This is a genomic window from Amycolatopsis sp. NBC_01307 (assembly GCF_035975215.1).
GTDB lineage: Bacteria > Actinomycetota > Actinomycetes > Mycobacteriales > Pseudonocardiaceae > Amycolatopsis.
The window spans coordinates 2597651-2613092 of record NZ_CP108403.1 but is presented as its reverse complement, the minus strand read 5'-3'; the positions used below and the strand labels follow the sequence as shown (position 1 = coordinate 2613092).

Annotated in this window: 15 protein-coding genes; 12 read left to right on the top strand and 3 right to left on the bottom strand. The window is 72.3% G+C overall.

Features of this window, described 5'->3' with window-relative positions; all coding sequences use genetic code 11:
* The first annotated feature begins 71 nt into the window (after positions 1 to 71).
* The 6 genes from OG439_RS11530 (at position 72) to hpaD (ending at position 7196) form a co-directional block, all read left to right on the top strand.
* Positions 72 to 1508: an aldehyde dehydrogenase family protein gene (locus OG439_RS11530; protein WP_326949378.1), complete on the top strand. Its 1437-nt coding sequence runs from the start codon at positions 72 to 74 to the stop codon at positions 1506 to 1508.
* Between the two features lie 89 nt (positions 1509 to 1597).
* Positions 1598 to 3016 (top strand): fumarylacetoacetate hydrolase family protein, encoded by a 1419-nt coding sequence (locus OG439_RS11525; protein ID WP_326949377.1) that lies wholly within the window; start codon positions 1598 to 1600, stop codon positions 3014 to 3016.
* On the top strand, positions 2998 to 3675 hold the full coding sequence (locus OG439_RS11520) for a GntR family transcriptional regulator (protein ID WP_326949376.1): 678 nt from the start codon (positions 2998 to 3000) through the stop codon (positions 3673 to 3675). Before OG439_RS11525 ends, OG439_RS11520 begins: the two co-directional genes overlap by 19 nt.
* Before the next feature lie 16 nt (positions 3676 to 3691).
* Positions 3692 to 4639, top strand: coding sequence for a 4-hydroxy-tetrahydrodipicolinate synthase (gene dapA, locus OG439_RS11515; RefSeq protein WP_326949375.1), 948 nt, complete (start codon positions 3692 to 3694; stop codon positions 4637 to 4639).
* The gene (gene hpaE / locus OG439_RS11510; RefSeq protein ID WP_326949374.1) at positions 4636 to 6144 is read left to right on the top strand and encodes a 5-carboxymethyl-2-hydroxymuconate semialdehyde dehydrogenase; all 1509 of its coding nucleotides are present in this window, start codon (positions 4636 to 4638) and stop codon (positions 6142 to 6144) included. Before dapA ends, hpaE begins: the two co-directional genes overlap by 4 nt.
* Positions 6141 to 7196: a 3,4-dihydroxyphenylacetate 2,3-dioxygenase gene (gene hpaD, locus OG439_RS11505; protein ID WP_326949373.1), complete on the top strand. Its 1056-nt coding sequence runs from the start codon at positions 6141 to 6143 to the stop codon at positions 7194 to 7196. The genes hpaE and hpaD overlap by 4 nt, the downstream gene beginning before the upstream one ends.
* Here hpaD and OG439_RS11500 read toward each other — a convergent pair.
* On the bottom strand, positions 7174 to 8973 hold the full coding sequence (locus OG439_RS11500; protein ID WP_326949372.1) for a S9 family peptidase: 1800 nt from the start codon (positions 8971 to 8973) through the stop codon (positions 7174 to 7176). The two genes, hpaD and OG439_RS11500, sit on opposite strands and share 23 nt — an antisense overlap.
* 79 nt (positions 8974 to 9052) lie before the next feature.
* Here OG439_RS11500 and OG439_RS11495 point away from each other — a divergent pair, with 79 nt between their 5' ends.
* On the top strand, positions 9053 to 9493 hold the full coding sequence (locus OG439_RS11495) for an ATP-binding protein (protein WP_326949371.1): 441 nt from the start codon (positions 9053 to 9055) through the stop codon (positions 9491 to 9493).
* Positions 9494 to 9550: 57 nt separating this feature from the next.
* Here OG439_RS11495 and OG439_RS11490 read toward each other — a convergent pair whose 3' ends face one another.
* Positions 9551 to 9970 carry a DUF6292 family protein gene (locus OG439_RS11490; protein WP_326949370.1) on the bottom strand — a complete coding sequence of 140 codons (420 nt, stop codon included), beginning with the start codon at positions 9968 to 9970 and terminating at the stop codon, positions 9551 to 9553.
* Between the two features lie 174 nt (positions 9971 to 10144).
* Between OG439_RS11490 and OG439_RS11485 the strand changes: the two genes are divergently transcribed.
* The 3 genes from OG439_RS11485 to OG439_RS11475 all read left to right on the top strand — a co-directional run bounded on the left by OG439_RS11485 (position 10145) and on the right by OG439_RS11475 (position 13140).
* Positions 10145 to 11551: an FAD-binding oxidoreductase gene (locus OG439_RS11485; RefSeq protein ID WP_326949369.1), complete on the top strand. Its 1407-nt coding sequence runs from the start codon at positions 10145 to 10147 to the stop codon at positions 11549 to 11551.
* Between the two features lie 20 nt (positions 11552 to 11571).
* Entirely contained in the window at positions 11572 to 12837 is a 1266-nt protein-coding gene (locus tag OG439_RS11480; RefSeq protein ID WP_326949368.1) for a cyclopropane-fatty-acyl-phospholipid synthase family protein, read from the top strand.
* Positions 12838 to 12936: 99 nt separating this feature from the next.
* Entirely contained in the window at positions 12937 to 13140 is a 204-nt protein-coding gene (locus tag OG439_RS11475) for a cold-shock protein (protein ID WP_086680104.1), read from the top strand.
* Positions 13141 to 13216: 76 nt separating this feature from the next.
* On the opposite strand, the gene OG439_RS11470 is transcribed toward OG439_RS11475, so the two are convergent.
* Complete coding sequence (locus OG439_RS11470) at positions 13217 to 13444, bottom strand: hypothetical protein (protein WP_326949367.1); 228 nt, start codon at positions 13442 to 13444, stop codon at positions 13217 to 13219.
* A gap of 284 nt (positions 13445 to 13728) precedes the next feature.
* Between OG439_RS11470 and OG439_RS11465 the strand changes: the two genes are divergently transcribed.
* Both OG439_RS11465 and OG439_RS11460 read left to right on the top strand, forming a co-directional pair.
* A complete protein-coding gene (locus OG439_RS11465; RefSeq protein WP_326949366.1) occupies positions 13729 to 14664 on the top strand; it encodes an acyl-CoA desaturase in 936 nt (311 codons plus the stop codon).
* A gap of 53 nt (positions 14665 to 14717) precedes the next feature.
* Positions 14718 to 15263, top strand: coding sequence for a polysaccharide deacetylase family protein (locus OG439_RS11460; RefSeq protein WP_326949365.1), 546 nt, complete (start codon positions 14718 to 14720; stop codon positions 15261 to 15263).
* Positions 15264 to 15442 lie beyond the last annotated feature (179 nt).

The window sequence follows — 15442 nt, the reverse complement described above, 5'->3', positions numbered from 1 at the left end:
GCGTGAGCGGACAAGACCCGCGGCCGCCTCGCGCCCGATACTCGGTCCACCCCACGAAGGAGGAACCCGGGATGGCGACACGCCTGTGCATCGACGGCCAGTGGACCGAGGCCGGCGGCGGTGCCCTTCCCACGCTCGACCCGGCCACCGGCCGCGTGCTCGAGGAGGTCGGCACCGCGTCGCGGGCCGACGTCGACGCCGCCGTCGCGGCCGCCCGGCGCGCGCTGACCGCGCCGGCGTGGGCCGGGCTGCTCCCGGTGCAGCGAGCCGCGCTGCTGTTCCGGCTCGCCGACCTGATCGACGCGCACCACGAGGAGCTGGCCCAGCTGGAGACCCGCGACCAGGGTCAGCCGATCGGGGTGTCCCGGCAGGTGAGCGCGACCGGCGCGGCCGAGCACTTCCGGTACTTCGCGGGCTGGGTGACGAAGCTGCAGGGCACCACGAACCCGGTGTCGTTCCCGGACACGCTGCACTACACCCGCCGTGAGCCGGTCGGGGTGAACGCGCTGATCACGCCGTGGAACTTCCCGCTGATGATCCTCGCCTGGAAGCTCGCGCCGGCGCTCGCCACCGGCAACACCGTGGTGATCAAGCCGAGCGAGGTCACGCCCCTGACCAGCATCCGCCTGGTCGAACTGGCCCACGAAGCCGGGATCCCGCCGGGTGTCGTCAACCTCGTCACCGGAGACGGCGCCGTCGGCGCGATGCTCAGCGAGCACCACGGCGTCGACCACCTCTCCTACACCGGCTCGACGGCCGTCGGGAAGCTGATCACCGCGGCGAGCGCGGCGTCCAACCTCAAGCGGCTCACCTTGGAGCTCGGCGGCAAGGCGCCGAGCATCATCGCGGCCGACGCCGACATCGACGCCGCCGTCGCGGGCAACCTCGCCGGGGCGACGCTCAACACCGGCCAGGTCTGCGCGGCCTACACGCGCTTCTACGTCGACCGCAAACGCGAGCAGGAGTTCGTCGACAAGCTCGCCCGCGGCCTCGAAGGCCTGCGGCTCGGCCCCGGCGCCGAGGAAAGCACCCAGCTCGGGCCGCTGGTGTCGGCGAAGCACCGCGAGCACGTCGACTTCCTGGTCACCACCGGCCGCGAACAGGGCGCCGACCTGGTGACCGGCGGCGGCCCGGTCGACGGCGACGGCTACTTCTACCGGCCGACCCTGTTCGCCGGCGTCACCGACGGGATGGCGGTCATGCGCGAGGAGATCTTCGGGCCGGTGCTCGCCGTCACCGCCTACGACGACGGCGACGACGTGCTCGGGCGCGCCAACGACACCGAGTACGGCCTGGCCGCGACCATCTGGACCCGCGACATCCGCACCGCCCAGCGCTACGCCGACGGGATCCGGGCCGGCGCGGTGTTCGTCAACATGCCCCCGGTCCCCGACATGGCCGCGCCGTGGGGTGGCTACAAGGCGTCCGGCTGGGGCCGCGAGATGGGCCCGTGGGCCCTCGACGTCTACACCGAGACCAAGTCGGTCTGGCTGCACTACGGCTACTGAAAGCGGGCTGCTGAACGGGGGTTTCCCCGGGCGTCAGATCGTATATTATTTGGGATATCTTCGCCCGAACCGGCAGGCAGGAACCACGGATGACCAGCATCGCGCGGCCCGGCAAGATCATCGCGCTGCACCTGAACTACCGCTCCCGCGCCGCGCAACGCGGCCGGGTCCCCGAGCAGCCGTCGTACTTCCTCAAGCCGCCGACGTCGGTCGCGGCGAGCGGGGACGTCCTCGAGCGCCCGGCCGGCACCGAGCTGCTCGGCTTCGAAGGCGAGATCGCGCTGGTCATCGGCCGGCTCGCCCGCCGCGTCTCCCCCGAAGACGGCTGGTCCTACGTCGGCGGCGTCACCGCGGCCAACGACTTCGGCGTCTACGACCTCCGCTACGCCGACAAGGGCAGCAACCTGCGCTCGAAGGGCGGCGACGGCTTCACCCCGCTCGGCCCGGCCGTCCTGCCTGCCGCGGACGTCGACCCGGCCGCGCTGCGGCTGCGGACCTGGCTCAACGGCGACCTCGTCCAGGACGACACCACCGCCGATCTGCTGTTCGGCTTCGGCCGGCTGGTCGCCGACCTCTCGCAGCTGATCACCCTCGAACCCGGCGACGTCGTGCTCACCGGCACCCCGGCGGGCGCCTCGGTGGCCGGCCCGGGTGACGTCGTCGAGGTCGAGGTCAGCGCCGGAGGACACACCACCGGCCGCCTGGTCACGCCGATCGCGACCGGCACCGTCGCGTTCGGACCGTTCGGCGCGCTCCCCCGCGTCGACGAGCAGCAGCGCGCGGACGCCCACGGGACGGCCGAGCCGGAGTTCACCTTGACGCCGGAACTGCGGGCGCGGATCGAATCCGTCGGCACCGCGACACTTTCCGTCCAGCTCCGCAAGCGCGGGTACCACGACGTCTTCATCGAGGGCCTCACCTCGACCCGGCCCGGCGCCCGGCTGACCGGCCGCGCGCGGACCCTGCGTTACCTGCCCTACCGCGAAGACCTGTTCCGCGCACACGGTGGCGGCTACAACGCGCAGAAACGCGCGATCGACGCCCTCGGCCCGGGTGACGTCCTGGTCATGGAGGCCCGCGGCGAACGCGGCACCGGGACCGTCGGCGACATCCTGGCGCTGCGCGCCCAGGTCACCGGCGCGGCCGGGATCGTCACCGACGGCGGCGTCCGCGACCTGGCCGCGGTGTCCGCTTTGGACATTCCCACCTACCACGCCGGGCCGCACCCGGCGGTGCTCGGCCGGCGGCACGTGCCGTGGGACGCCGACGTCGCGATCGCCTGCGGTGGCGCGGCCGTCTGCCCCGGCGACGTCATCGCGGGCGACGGCGACGGCGTGCTCGTCATCCCGCCGCACCTGGTCGAGGAGGTCGTCGACGCGGCGATCGAGCAGGAGCGGCAGGAGACGTTCATCGCCGAGCAGGTCGCCGCGGGCGAGCGCGTCGAAGGCCTCTACCCGCTGGACGAGCACTGGCGCGGGAGGTACGCCGCATGGCTCGCGCAACGGTGACCGGCGCCGCGCTGAGCAAGTCGCGCATCGCCTACGAATGGATCAAGGCCCGCATCGGCGACGGCACCTTCTCCCCCGGCTACCGCCTGGTCCTCGGCCAGCTCGCGCAGGAGCTCGGCGTCAGCGTGGTGCCCGTCCGCGAAGCGATCCGGCTGCTGGAGGCCGAAGGACTCGTCACGTTCGAACGCAACGTCGGCGCGCAGGTCGCGATGGTCGACGAGCGCGAGTACCAGCACACCATGCAGACCCTCGCGCTGGTGGAGGGCTACGCGGCCGCCCTGGCCGCGCCGCTGCTGCCGGCGGGCGCGCTCGACGAGGCCCGCGCGCTGAACGCCCAGCTGGCGGACTGCCTCGGGCACTTCGAACCCGCGCGGTTCACCGCGCTCAACCGGGACTTCCACGCGGTGCTGTTCGGCGCCTGTCCCAACCCGCAGGTGCTCGACCTGGTCGAGCGCGGCTGGAACCGGCTCAGCGGCCTGCGGACCTCGACGTTCAGCTTCGTGCCCGGCCGCGCCCACGAGTCGGTGGCCGAGCACGACGCCATCCTCGGCCTGCTCGACGCCGGCGCCCCCGCGGCCGACGTCGAGCGGGCCGTGCGTGACCACCGGCTGGCCACCCTGAACACGTTCCTGGCCTTTCAAGCCCACCGCCACCCCTGACGCAGAAGGGAAACCCATGCGATTCCGCTCCGACCCCCAGGCGATCCGCGGGTCGATCGCGCCGCTGATGACGCCGTTCACCGCCGACGGCGCGGTGGACCACGACGGCCTCACCAACCTCGTGCGCTGGCAGCTCGCGTCCGGCACCCACGGCATCTCGATCGGTGGGTCCACCGGCGAGCCCGGGTCCCAGACGGTCGCCGAACGTGCCGCGGCGATCCGCACGGTCGCCGCGGCCGTCGGCGACCGCGTCCCGATCGCCGCGGGCACCGGCTCCGCGAAGCTGGACGAGACCCTGGAGCTGACGGCCGCCGGGCGCGACGCCGGGATCGACGCGGCGCTCGTCATCACGCCGTACTACGCGCGCCCGACCCAGGACGCGTTGTTCGTCTGGTACCGCACGGTCGCCGACGAGTTCCCCGACCTGCCGATCGTCGCCTACAACGTGCCCAGCCGCACCGCCGTGGACCTCGCGCCGGAGACCGTCGCGCGGCTGTTCCGCTCGTGCGACAACTTCGTGGGCATCAAGGAGACGACCAAGGACTTCGAGCACTTCTCCCGCGTGCTGCACCTGTGCGGGCGGGAGCTGATCGTGTGGTCCGGGATCGAGCTGCTCTGCCTGCCGCTGCTGGCCCTCGGTGGCGCCGGGTTCGTCAGCGCGACGGCGAACATCGCCCCCGCCGCCTGCGCGGAGATGTACGAGGCCTGGCAGGCCGGCGACCTCGAACGCGCGCGGGAGATCCACTACGGCCTGCACCCGCTGGTCGACCTGCTGTTCGTCGAGACCAACCCGGCGCCCGGCAAGTGGGTCCTCGAACACCGCGGGCTGATCGGGTCCGGCCACGTCCGGCCGCCGCTGCTCCCGCCGTCCGAAGCCGGCGTCGCCCGGATCAAGGACTTCCTGGCCGAAGGCGCGAAGTACCTCTCGCCGGCCGAAGGCTTCACCGTGGAGGGAAAGTCATGAGTCACCACGTCCCGGAAGGACTGCCGGGCGAGCTGAAGCACTACATCGGCGGGCAGCTCGTCGACAGCGTCTCGGGCAAGACCTTCGACGTGCTCGACCCGGTGTCGAACACCCCGTACGTCACCGCCGCCGCGGGCCAGGCCGAGGACGTCGACCGGGCCGTCGCCGCGGCGCGCACGGCGTTCGTCGAAGGCCCTTGGCCACGGCTGGCGCCGCGCGCGCGGGCCCGGGTGCTGAACAAGATCGCCGACGCCGTCGAGGCCCAGGACGCCCGGCTGGCCGAGCTGGAGACGTTCGACACTGGCCTGCCGATCACCCAGGCCCTGGGCCAGGCGCAGCGCGCGGCCGAGAACTTCCGGTTCTTCGCCGACCTCGTCGTCGCCCAGGCCGACGACACCTACCAGGTGCCCGGGCGGCAGGTGAACTACGTGCACCGCAAGCCGGTCGGCGTCGCCGGGCTGATCACGCCGTGGAACACGCCGTTCATGCTGGAGAGCTGGAAGCTCGCGCCTGCGCTGGCGTCGGGCTGCACGGTGGTGCTGAAGCCGGCCGAGTTCACCCCGCTGTCGGCCAGCCTCTGGGCGGCGATCTTCGCCGGCGCGGGCCTGCCCGACGGCGTGTTCAACCTGGTCAACGGCTTCGGCGAGGAAGCAGGCGACGCGCTCGTCAAGCACCCCGACGTCCCGCTGATCTCGTTCACCGGCGAGTCCACGACGGGCCAGACGATCTTCCGCAACTGCGCGACCGGGCTCAAGGGCATGTCGATGGAGCTGGGCGGCAAGTCCCCGGCGATCGTCTTCGCCGACGCCGATCTCGACGCCGCGCTCGACTCGACGTTGTTCGGCGTGTTCTCGCTCAACGGCGAACGCTGCACCGCGGGCAGCCGGATCCTGATCGAGCGCCCGATCTACGACGAGTTCTGCGAACGCTACGCCGAGCGCGCGCGGAACATCGTCGTCGGCGACCCGCACGACCCGGCCACCGAGGTCGGCGCGCTCGTGCACCCCGAGCACTACGCCAAGGTGATGCGCTACGTCGAACTCGGCAAGTCCGAGGGGCGCCTGCTCGCCGGCGGCGGCCGTCCGTCCGGTGTGGACAGTGGCAACTACGTCGCGCCGACGGTGTTCGCCGACGTCGCGCCGGACGCCCGGATCTTCCAGGAGGAGATCTTCGGCCCGGTCGTCGCGCTGACGCCGTTCGACACCGAGGCGGAGGCTCTGGCGCTGGCCAACGACGTCAAGTACGGGCTGGCCGCCTACCTGTGGACGTCGAACCTGGAGCGCGCGCACACCTTCGCGCAGTCGGTCGAGGCCGGGATGGTCTGGCTGAACTCGCACAACGTCCGCGACCTGCGCACGCCGTTCGGCGGGGTCAAGGCGTCCGGCCTCGGCCAGGAGGGCGGCTACCGCTCCCTCGACTTCTACACCCACCAGCAGGCGATCCACGTCTCGCTCGGGCCGGTGCACACGGCCCGCTTCGGCAGCGTCCGGAAAGGACAGTCATGACCGCCACCCCGCCGGACGTCCTGCGCTGCGCGTACGCCGAACTCGTCGTCACGGACCTCGCCGCGTCACGCGACTTCTACGTCGGCGTGCTCGGGCTCGTCGTGACGCACGAGGACGACGAAGCGCTGTACCTGCGGGCGTTCGAGGAGTACCTGCACCATTCGCTGGTGCTGCGGAAGGGCGCGACGCCCGCGCTGGCCGTGCTCGGCTACCGCGTCCGGAGCGCGGCCGACCTCGACCTCGCCGAGGCGTACTACCGCTCGCTCGGCTGCCGGGTCGAGCGCCGGGCGGCGGGCGCGACCCGCGGAATCGGCGAGGCGGTCCGCGTCGAAGACCCGCTCGGCTTCCCGGTGGAGTTCTTCTGCGAGGCCGAGCACGTCGAGCGGTTCACCCAGCGCTACGACGTCCACGGCGCCGGCGCGCTATCCCGGCTGGACCACTTCAACCTCGACACCCCGGACGTCCCGGCGGCCCGGAAGTACTACGAGGGCCTGGGTTTCCGCGTCTCGGAGGACATCCAGGACGACGAGGGCACGGTGTACGCGGCGTGGATGTTCCGCAAGCCGACGGTGCACGACGTCGCCCTCACCGGCGGCGACGGACCGCGGCTGCACCACATCGCGTTCGCGAGCCACGAGCGGACGCAGATCCTGCACCTCTGCGACCACCTCGGCGCGCTGCGCCAGTCCGGCATGATCGAACGCGGGCCGGGCCGCCACGGCGTGTCGAACGCGTTCTACCTCTACGTCCGCGACCCGGACGGGCACCGGATCGAGATCTACACGCACGACTACTACACCGGCGACCCGGACAACCCGGTGATCACCTGGGACGTGCACGACAACCAGCGCCGCGACTGGTGGGGCAACCCGGTGGTGCCGAGCTGGTACGCCGACGCGTCCGCGGTGCTGGACCTGGACGGGAAGCCCCAGCCGCTGGTCGCCCGGGCCGAGGCGCGCGAAGCCGACGTCACCATCGGCGCCGACGGCTTCTCGTACACGTCGAAGGACACATCGAAGGACGCCGAATTCAAGCTGGGCGACCAGGTTTGAGCCACCGGGTGAACCACTCGCGGGTGCGGTGCAGGAAATCGAGCTGGTGCTCGCGGCCGCGCAGCGAGTGGTTCTCCCCGGGGTAGACGGCGAACTCGTGCTCGACGCCGAAGTGGCGCAGCGCGCGGTGGAGGAACTCGGCCTGCGAGAGCGGGACGTTCGTGTCGTCCGCGCCGTGCAGCAGCAGGATCGGCGTCCGGATGTCGGCGGCGTAGGAGATCGGGCTGTTCCGGTCGTGCCGGTGCGGGCCCGGGCCCTCCCAGCCGATGCTCCCGCCGTACGCCGCCTCGAAGGGGGCGCCCTGCTCGCCGGAGGCGGCCAGCATGCCCCAGTCGCTGATGCCCGCGTTGACGAAGGCCGCGGCGAAGCGGTCGCTGCGCGCGGCCGCCCAGGCGGCGAGGAACCCGCCGTGGCTCCCGCCGCCGATGCCGAGCCGGTCCGGATCGGCGACACCGGCGTCGATCAGCAGGTCGATGCCGGTGAGGATGTCCGTCCACTCCGCGCCGCCGACTTCACCGGCGACGGAAACGGCGAACGCGTGGCCGTGGCCCTGGCTGCCGCGCGGGTTCGGCAGGAAGACGGCGAACCCGTCGTCGGCCAGCCACCGCGCCTGCCGGTGCCAACCGACGATGAACCGGTCGGCCCAGCGGTCGTACGGGCCGCCGTGCGCGAGCGTGACCAGCGGGAACGGGCCGTCCTGGCGGGTGGTGCCGGGCGGGAGGACGAGCAGGCCGTCCAGCTCCAGGCCGTCTTCGGCGCGGTAGGAGAGGCGCTCCTGCGGGCCCCAGGTCCTGGTACGCAGCTCCGGGCTGCAGTCGGTGAGCCGGATCAGCGGGCCGCCCGGAGGTCCGGTGTGGACGTCGTCGGGCTCGGTCGCGGTGCTCGCGACCACGGCGACGACACCACCTCCGTGGCTCAGGAACTCGAGGGAGCCCGGCGCGTGGGCGAGCTCGGTGAACCTGCGCGTGGCCGGGTCGAGCCGCCGGATCGTGGTGTCGAGGCCTTCGGCGAACAGCGCGAGCGGCGGGCCGTCGTCGACCTGGACGAGGTCCACCGGGCAGACGTCCATCCCGGCGGTGAGGTTGGCGTCGTTCTCGGCGTCGAAGATCGCGTAGCCGCCGACGAGCCCGGGCCGGGTCACGCCGCGGTAGAGGAGGCGGTCGCCCCACCAGGTGAGCGCGGACGCCTCGACGGCCGGGGCGGGCAGGTCGCGGCCGCCGACTACGTGGAGCCGCGGTTCGAGCATGCCGGGATCGGGGTCGGCGACCGGCCAGGTCAGCACGGCGAGCGGGCCGCCGCCGGGGTGGGCCGCGACCTCGACGACGTGCCGGTCACCGAGGTCGCCGTGCGGCCGGACGTCGCCGGTGGCCAGGTCGAGCAGCCACAGCCGGTCGGGCAGGCTCGGCACGCGCAGGTACGGGTCTTTCGCGGGCTCATCGCCGGGCCCGACGAGGACCACGAGATCGCCGGGCAGCGGGACGCAGGCGGTGACGGCCCGGTCCGTGAGGCGTTCGGCGTTCCCGCTGAGCGGGACCCGGTGGAGCCGCTCGGCGGCCAGGTAGAACACCGAGCCGGAGTCCGGGGCCCACCGGGGTGCCTCGGCCGTGCCGGCCAGCCGGCGCGGTGGCGCACCGCCGCCGGCGGCGACGAGCCACAGGTCACCGGCCGTCCGGCCCCGGGTCGTCGTCAGGTACACGACCCAGCGGCCGTCGGGGGAAACCCGCGGCTCCCTGGGCACGATCCGGTCGACGACGGCTACGGCGCTCAAGTTCCCCATGAACGCAGTCTGGCAGCCATCCGCGCGACCGGTGGCGCCGAACTCCTGGTGGGCGTGTCCGGGTGCGAGGGAGCGATGGATGGACGGCGAAGCACTGCCCCCGGGCTGGGACCTGGTCGTGGAGCGGCTCAGCCTGCGGGTCGCCACGGCCGCGGAGCTGACCGTCGACCTCACGACGCGGCCGGCGCTGCGCCGGATCCGCTCGACCGTCGCCGGCTGCCTCGGCTTCGGGCGGACGAAGGACGAGCCGCTCGGCGCGCTGCTGCTCGTGGTCGACGAGCTGGTCGGCAACGCCTACGACCACACCCCGCGCCCGTCCTGGCTGCGGGTGACGCGCGAACTGCGCGGCCTGCTGGTCGAGGTCGTCGACGAAGACCCGTCGGTCGAGCGCGTCGCGGCCGGCGGCGGCCACGGCCTGCAGCTGGTCGAACAGCTGTCGCTGGGGTGGGGCGTGCGCGCGACCGAACCGGGCAAGACGGTGTGGGCGCTCGTCCCGGCCCAGCTGTTCCGCGAACACTGACCGCTCACGGCCCGTTCCCCGGCGTGAGATCGCGGACGGCCCGGACCCCGGCTGCGGTCATTCCGCCGGCAGCGCGCCGAGCAGCTCCTCGTGGTGGCCCGCCGCCCGCAGGACCGGCGCGTCGAGCAGCCCCGCGGCGGGGTCGCCGGCGCGCACGGCGGCGAGGAACCGCACGACGGCGCGGGGTTCGGGCAGCACTTCGCCGCCGAGGTAGGCCAGCACGACGGCGTCGCCGCCGGAGTCCTCCAGCGCCACGGCCCAGCCGTGCACCTCGTCCCAGACGAGGGCGAGATCGTGCCCGGGGAACCGGCGCAGCCGCCAGTCCAGGGCGACGTAGGCCGACACCGGGGTGTCGAGGTCGATGGTGCCGGACTCCGGCCCGACCCCCACGGCCCGGGCGACCGCCCCCAGGTAACCGCGCAACCGCCGCTCGAACGAGAACTCCGTGTCGCGCCCGAAATCGATGGAAATGCTCAACGCCGCCTCGCTTTCCCCGTCTGCGCGGGATCTTCCGCGCCCTCGTTCGGGACCCGATCGCGGATACCCCACGCCCCCGTGGATCAACCACGGGATCGGGGCCGGTTCCGGCCAACGGGACAACGAGCGGACAGGCACGGTGCGCTGACTTCCCCCGTGAGGCAGGATCGGGGTGTGACGATCGATCAGGCCGGTGCGCCCCAGGCCCGCCCGGGCCCGGCCTTCCCCGAACACGAATCCCGCGTCGACGACCTCAGGCGGCAGCTGGCGGCGGTCGCCGGCGAGGCCACGGTCCGGCTGGCGAAGCGGACGTCGAACCTCTTCCGCTCCCGCACCTCGGCCGGGCACCCCGGCCTGGACGTCTCCGGGTTCACCCACGTGCTGCGCGTCGACCCGGAGACGCTGACCGCTGACGTCGAAGGCATGGTCACCTACGAGCAGCTGGTCGACGCGACGCTGCCGCACGGGCTGATGCCCCTGGTGGTGCCGCAGCTCAAGACGATCACCCTCGGCGGCGCGGTCACCGGCCTCGGCATCGAGTCGAGCTCGTTCCGCAGCGGCATGCCCCACGAGTCGGTGCTGGAGCTGGAGATCATGACCGGCGACGGCGGCATCGTCGTCGCCACGCCGGACAACGAGCACCGCGACCTGTTCCACGGCTTCCCGAACTCCTACGGCACGCTCGGTTACGCGCTGAGCCTGCGGATCCGGCTGGAACCGGTGAAGCCGTTCGTGAAGGTGCGCCACGTCCGCCACCACGACCGCGAGGCGCTGTTCGCGGCCCTCGGTGAGGTCTGTACCACTCGGACGTACGAGGGCGAAGCGGTCGACTTCGTCGACGGCACCGTGTTCGGCCCGGACGAGCTGTACCTCACGCTGGGCACGTTCACCGACACCGCGCCGGCGACGAGCGACTACACCTGGCTCGACATCTACTACCGCTCGATCCAGCGCCGCGAGACCGACCACCTCACCGTCCGTGACTACCTGTGGCGCTGGGACACCGACTGGTTCTGGTGCTCGCGCGCCTTCGGCGTCCAGTCCCGGCTGCCCCGGCTGCTGATGGGCCGCCGGTTCCTGCGCTCCTCGGTCTACTGGAAGCTCGTCGCGCTCGACCGCCGCTTCGGGATCGCCGCCAAGCTCCTCAAGCTCCGGCGGATGCCGCCCGAGGAGACGATCGTGCAGGACATCGAGGTGCCGCTGAGCCGCGCCGCGGACTTCCTCGAGTTCTTCGAGCGGGAGATCCCGATCAGCCCGGTGTGGATCTGCCCGCTGCGCCAGCGCCCCGGCGGGGTGCGCTGGCCGCTCTACGAACTGGACCCCGAGGAGCTCTACGTCAACTTCGGATTCTGGTCTTCGGTACCCCTGGACCCGGGCGAACGCGACGGCGTCCACAATCGGCTGATCGAAGCCGAGGTCACCCGCCTCGGCGGCCACAAGTCGCTCTACTCGGACAGCTTCTACTCCGAGGAAGAGTTCTGGCGCCTCTACAACGGCGACGCCTACCGGGAGCTCAAGCGGGCCTACGACCCGGACGGCCGGTTGCTCGGCCTCTACGAGAAGTGCGTCCGGCGCCGGTGAACGCCCTGAAAGGAACGAACGTGACCAAGGCAACCATCCCGGTCGGCGAAGTCTTCGCACGCCTGCTCGGCCCCAGCTCCACGGTGTCCATCACCGCCTACGACGGCACCGGCACCGGCCCGGCCGACGCGCCGGTGGCCATCGAGGTCCGCTCGCCGCTCGCGCTGGACTACCTGATCTCCTCCCCCGGCGACCTCGGCCTGGCCCGCGCGTACGTCGCCGGCGCCATCGACGTCAAGGGCGACCTCTACACGGCGCTGCACGCGCTGGCGGCCCAGGTCGACCAGCTGACCCCGGCCGACCGCGTCTGGCTGCTGCGCAAGCTCGGGCCCGCCCACCTGCGCCGCGTCGAGCCGCCCGCCGAGGAGCTGCCCGGCCGGTTCCGGCGGAGCCTGTCCGGCCTGCGGCACTCGAAGGAGCGCGACAGCAGCGCGATCTCGAACCACTACGACGTCTCCAACCGGTTCTACGAGCTGGTCCTCGGGCCGTCGATGGCCTACACCTGCGCCGTGTTCCCCGAGGACGGCGCCACGCTGGAGCAGGCCCAGGAGCACAAGTTCGACCTGGTCTGCCGCAAGCTCGGCCTCAAGCCCGGCATGAAGCTGCTCGACGTCGGCTGCGGCTGGGGCGGCATGGTCGCGCACGCCGTCCGCCACTACGGCGTCGAGGCGCTCGGGGTCACACTTTCGCGTGAACAAGCGCAGTGGGCGCAGAAGAACATCGTCGCCCTCGGCCTGGCCGACCGCGCCGAGATCCGGCACCTCGACTACCGGGACGTCACCGAAACCGGGTTCGACGCGATCTCGTCGATCGGCCTGACCGAGCACATCGGCGCCCGCAACGTGCCCGGCTACTTCCGCTTCCTGGCCGCCAAGCTCAAGCCGCACGGACGGCTGCTCAACCACTGCATCACCAACCCGGACTCGAGCGTCGCGCACCGCTCCCGGGGCTTCATCGACCGCTACGTCTTCCCGGACGGCGAGCTGGAGGCCCCCGGCGAGCTGATGACGGCCATGCACGACAGCGGCCTGGAGGTGCGGCACTCGGAGAACCTCCGCGAGCACTACGCGACCACCCTGGCCGGCTGGTGCGCCAACCTCGACGAGCACTGGGACGAGGCCGTCGCCGAGGCCGGGGCGGGCCGGAGCCGGGTGTGGGCGCTCTACCTCGCGGCCTGCCGGTTGGCGTTCGAACGGCGGGAGATCGAGCTCCACCAGATCCTCGGCGTACGCACCGACAACCAGGGCGGAATGGGGATGCCGCTGCGTCCCGACTGGGGCGTTTGAGACCGGGCGTGCCTCTCGCGCGCACTTCTGCGAGGATAGTCACGAGACCGGGCGTCCGAACGGGGCGGCCAGGCTCACTGATGAGAAGTAGGTATGGGTATGGCTCAGGGCAGTGTCAAGTGGTTCAACGGTGAAAAGGGCTTCGGCTTCATCGCTCAGGATGGCGGGGGTCCGGACGTGTTCGTCCACTACTCCGAGATCCAGGGCACCGGCTTCAAGTCGCTCGACGAGGGCCAGCGTGTGGAGTTCGAAATCGGCCAGGGCCAGAAGGGCCCCCAGGCCCAGCGGGTCAGCGTCATCTGAACCACGCGACATTGGAATGCCCTCGCCCCCTCCGGGGCGGGGGCATTCCCCTTTTCCGGGGTTCCCCGACGCCCCGTCAGCGGTTGGACGTCGGGAACCGGCGGCCGGGGGTGCCGAGGGCGACGAGCTCGGTGTATTGGGCCTGCCAGGACTGCTCGGTGGCCAGCAGGTCGGCCAGGCGCTGGGTCCAGCCGGCGTCGACGGTGGCCTCGGCGGTGCCGAGGTGCCGGTGGGTCTCGTCGCGGGCCTTGAGCCATTCGGAGAGGGTCGGGTCCAGGGCGGGTCCACCTGCTCGTTCTGCCATCCGCCCACCGTACTGCGCCGGTGCGCGCCCCAGGTCTCCCTCGTTCGCCACACAGCGGGCTCACACGCGGCTCAGGTAGCCTCGGAAGCACGGGAGCACCTCGTAGGCCGGCGCAGTGCCGGGCGCACTCCCGTCCCTCGGCCCTTGACGGCCGGGCGCCGGCAGGAGCGGCGACCGTGCGGCGGGCCGCGCGTACACAGCTGATCGAGCCGGGTGTCCCGCGTCCCCGGCCTCCCGCGCAGGACCCCCTCCGCGCGTGGCGAAGACCTCGAAACGAGTGGTGCATGACCTCACCCACCCCGGTGAAACCCCGACCTGCCCCGAAGCCGGTCCTCTCCGGCAAGCAGACCATCCCCGAACTGCTCACCATCCGCGCCTTCCTCCTCATCCCGTTCCTCGCGCTCGCCGCGGCGGTCCCGGTGTTCTGGGGCTGGGGCGTCAGCTGGCTGGACCTGGCGATCGGCGGCGGCTTCTTCGTCGTCTCGACGCTCGGGATCACCATCGGCTACCACCGCTACTTCACGCACGGAGCGTTCCGCGCGAAGCGGGCGCTGCGCATCGCGCTCGCCGTCGCCGGCGGCCTCGCCGCCCAGGGCCCCGTGATCACCTGGGTGGCCGACCACCGCCGCCACCACGCGTTCTCCGACCGCGAGGGCGACCCGCACTCCCCGTGGCTGTTCGGCACGTCCCCGGTCGCGCTGGCCCGCGGCTTCTGGCACGCGCACATGGGCTGGCTCTTCGGCCGCGACAAGACCAACATCGAGCGGTTCGCCCCCGACCTGGCCGCCGACCGCGACATCCGCGTCGTCGACCGCCTGTTCCCCGTTTGGGTCGTGACGAGCCTGCTGCTCCCGGCGCTGCTCGGCGGCCTGATCACGCTGTCGTGGTGGGGCGCGCTGACCGCGTTCCTGTGGGCCGGGCTGGCCCGGATCTCCTTCCAGCACCACGTGACGTGGTCGGTGAACTCGATCTGCCACATGATCGGCGAACGGCCGTTCGCGAGCCGGGACCGCTCGGCGAACTTCTGGCCGCTGGCGATCCTGTCGATGGGCGAGTCCTGGCACAACTCCCACCACGCGGACCCGACGTCGGCCCGCCACGGCGTGCAGCGCGGCCAGATCGACATCTCCGCCCGGGTGATCTGGGCGTTCGAGAAGCTCGGCTGGGCCTGGCAGGTCCGCTGGCCGACGGCCAAGCGCCTCGCCGCCATGGCGCGCTGAAAGCCCGCCGAAACTCCTTGCCGGTCGTCGCGGGCGGGGTGGACCGTGGACGGATGGACACGGTCGCCCTGACCTTCGACGACGGCCCCCACCCGGAGACGACGCCGGCGCTGCTCGCCGCACTGGGCGACGCGCCGGCGACCTTCTTCCTCCAGGGCTCCTGCGCGGCTGATCACCCGGACCTGGTCCGCGCCATCGCCGCGGCCGGGCACACCATCGGCAACCACAGCTGGACGCACCCGCGGCTGCCGTCGCTCTCCCCCGCGGCCCGGGAGCTAGAGGTGGCGCGCACGCAGGACCTGCTCGCCGGGATCACCGGCACCCGGCCCGCGCTGTTCCGCCCGCCCTACGGCGACACGGACGCTTCGGTGGCGGCCACGATCGCCGGGCACGGGCTCACCGAGGTTCTGTGGACGGTCGACACCCGCGACTGGGCCGGGGTTTCGACGGGTGAGATCGTCGACGCCGCAGCCGCGGTCGAGCCGGGCGGGATCATCCTGATGCACGACGGCGGCTACGCGTCGACGGTCGCCGCCGTCCCCCGCATCCTGGCCGCGCTCGCTTTACGGGGCCTGCGCGCGGCCGCGGTCACGGGTTGATGCGCGAGTAGGCCGGCTTCGGCCTCGACCGGGCCCCATTCCTCTCGTTCTCCGGCGTCACGTTGTCGAATTCCCGGGCGAGGACGGCGCGAACGCCACCACCGCGACCAGGGCGCGTTCGATCGGAATTACGTGCACCATCTCGGGACTCCTCGGGGAAATAGGGAGATTCCGACGAT

What these genes read in the sequence shown, in the direction of transcription:
- OG439_RS11530 (WP_326949378.1), top strand. Translation starts at nt 72, where the DNA reads ATGGCGACACGCCTGTGCATCGACGGCCAGTGGACCGAGGCCGGCGGC.
- OG439_RS11525 (WP_326949377.1), top strand. Translation starts at nt 1,598, where the DNA reads ATGACCAGCATCGCGCGGCCCGGCAAGATCATCGCGCTGCACCTGAAC.
- OG439_RS11520 (WP_326949376.1), top strand. Translation starts at nt 2,998, where the DNA reads ATGGCTCGCGCAACGGTGACCGGCGCCGCGCTGAGCAAGTCGCGCATC.
- dapA (WP_326949375.1), top strand. Translation starts at nt 3,692, where the DNA reads ATGCGATTCCGCTCCGACCCCCAGGCGATCCGCGGGTCGATCGCGCCG.
- hpaE (WP_326949374.1), top strand. Translation starts at nt 4,636, where the DNA reads ATGAGTCACCACGTCCCGGAAGGACTGCCGGGCGAGCTGAAGCACTAC.
- hpaD (WP_326949373.1), top strand. Translation starts at nt 6,141, where the DNA reads ATGACCGCCACCCCGCCGGACGTCCTGCGCTGCGCGTACGCCGAACTC.
- OG439_RS11500 (WP_326949372.1), bottom strand. Translation starts at nt 8,973, where the DNA reads ATGGGGAACTTGAGCGCCGTAGCCGTCGTCGACCGGATCGTGCCCAGG.
- OG439_RS11495 (WP_326949371.1), top strand. Translation starts at nt 9,053, where the DNA reads ATGGACGGCGAAGCACTGCCCCCGGGCTGGGACCTGGTCGTGGAGCGG.
- OG439_RS11475 (WP_086680104.1), top strand. Translation starts at nt 12,937, where the DNA reads ATGGCTCAGGGCAGTGTCAAGTGGTTCAACGGTGAAAAGGGCTTCGGC.
- OG439_RS11470 (WP_326949367.1), bottom strand. Translation starts at nt 13,444, where the DNA reads ATGGCAGAACGAGCAGGTGGACCCGCCCTGGACCCGACCCTCTCCGAA.
- OG439_RS11465 (WP_326949366.1), top strand. Translation starts at nt 13,729, where the DNA reads ATGACCTCACCCACCCCGGTGAAACCCCGACCTGCCCCGAAGCCGGTC.
- OG439_RS11460 (WP_326949365.1), top strand. Translation starts at nt 14,718, where the DNA reads ATGGACACGGTCGCCCTGACCTTCGACGACGGCCCCCACCCGGAGACG.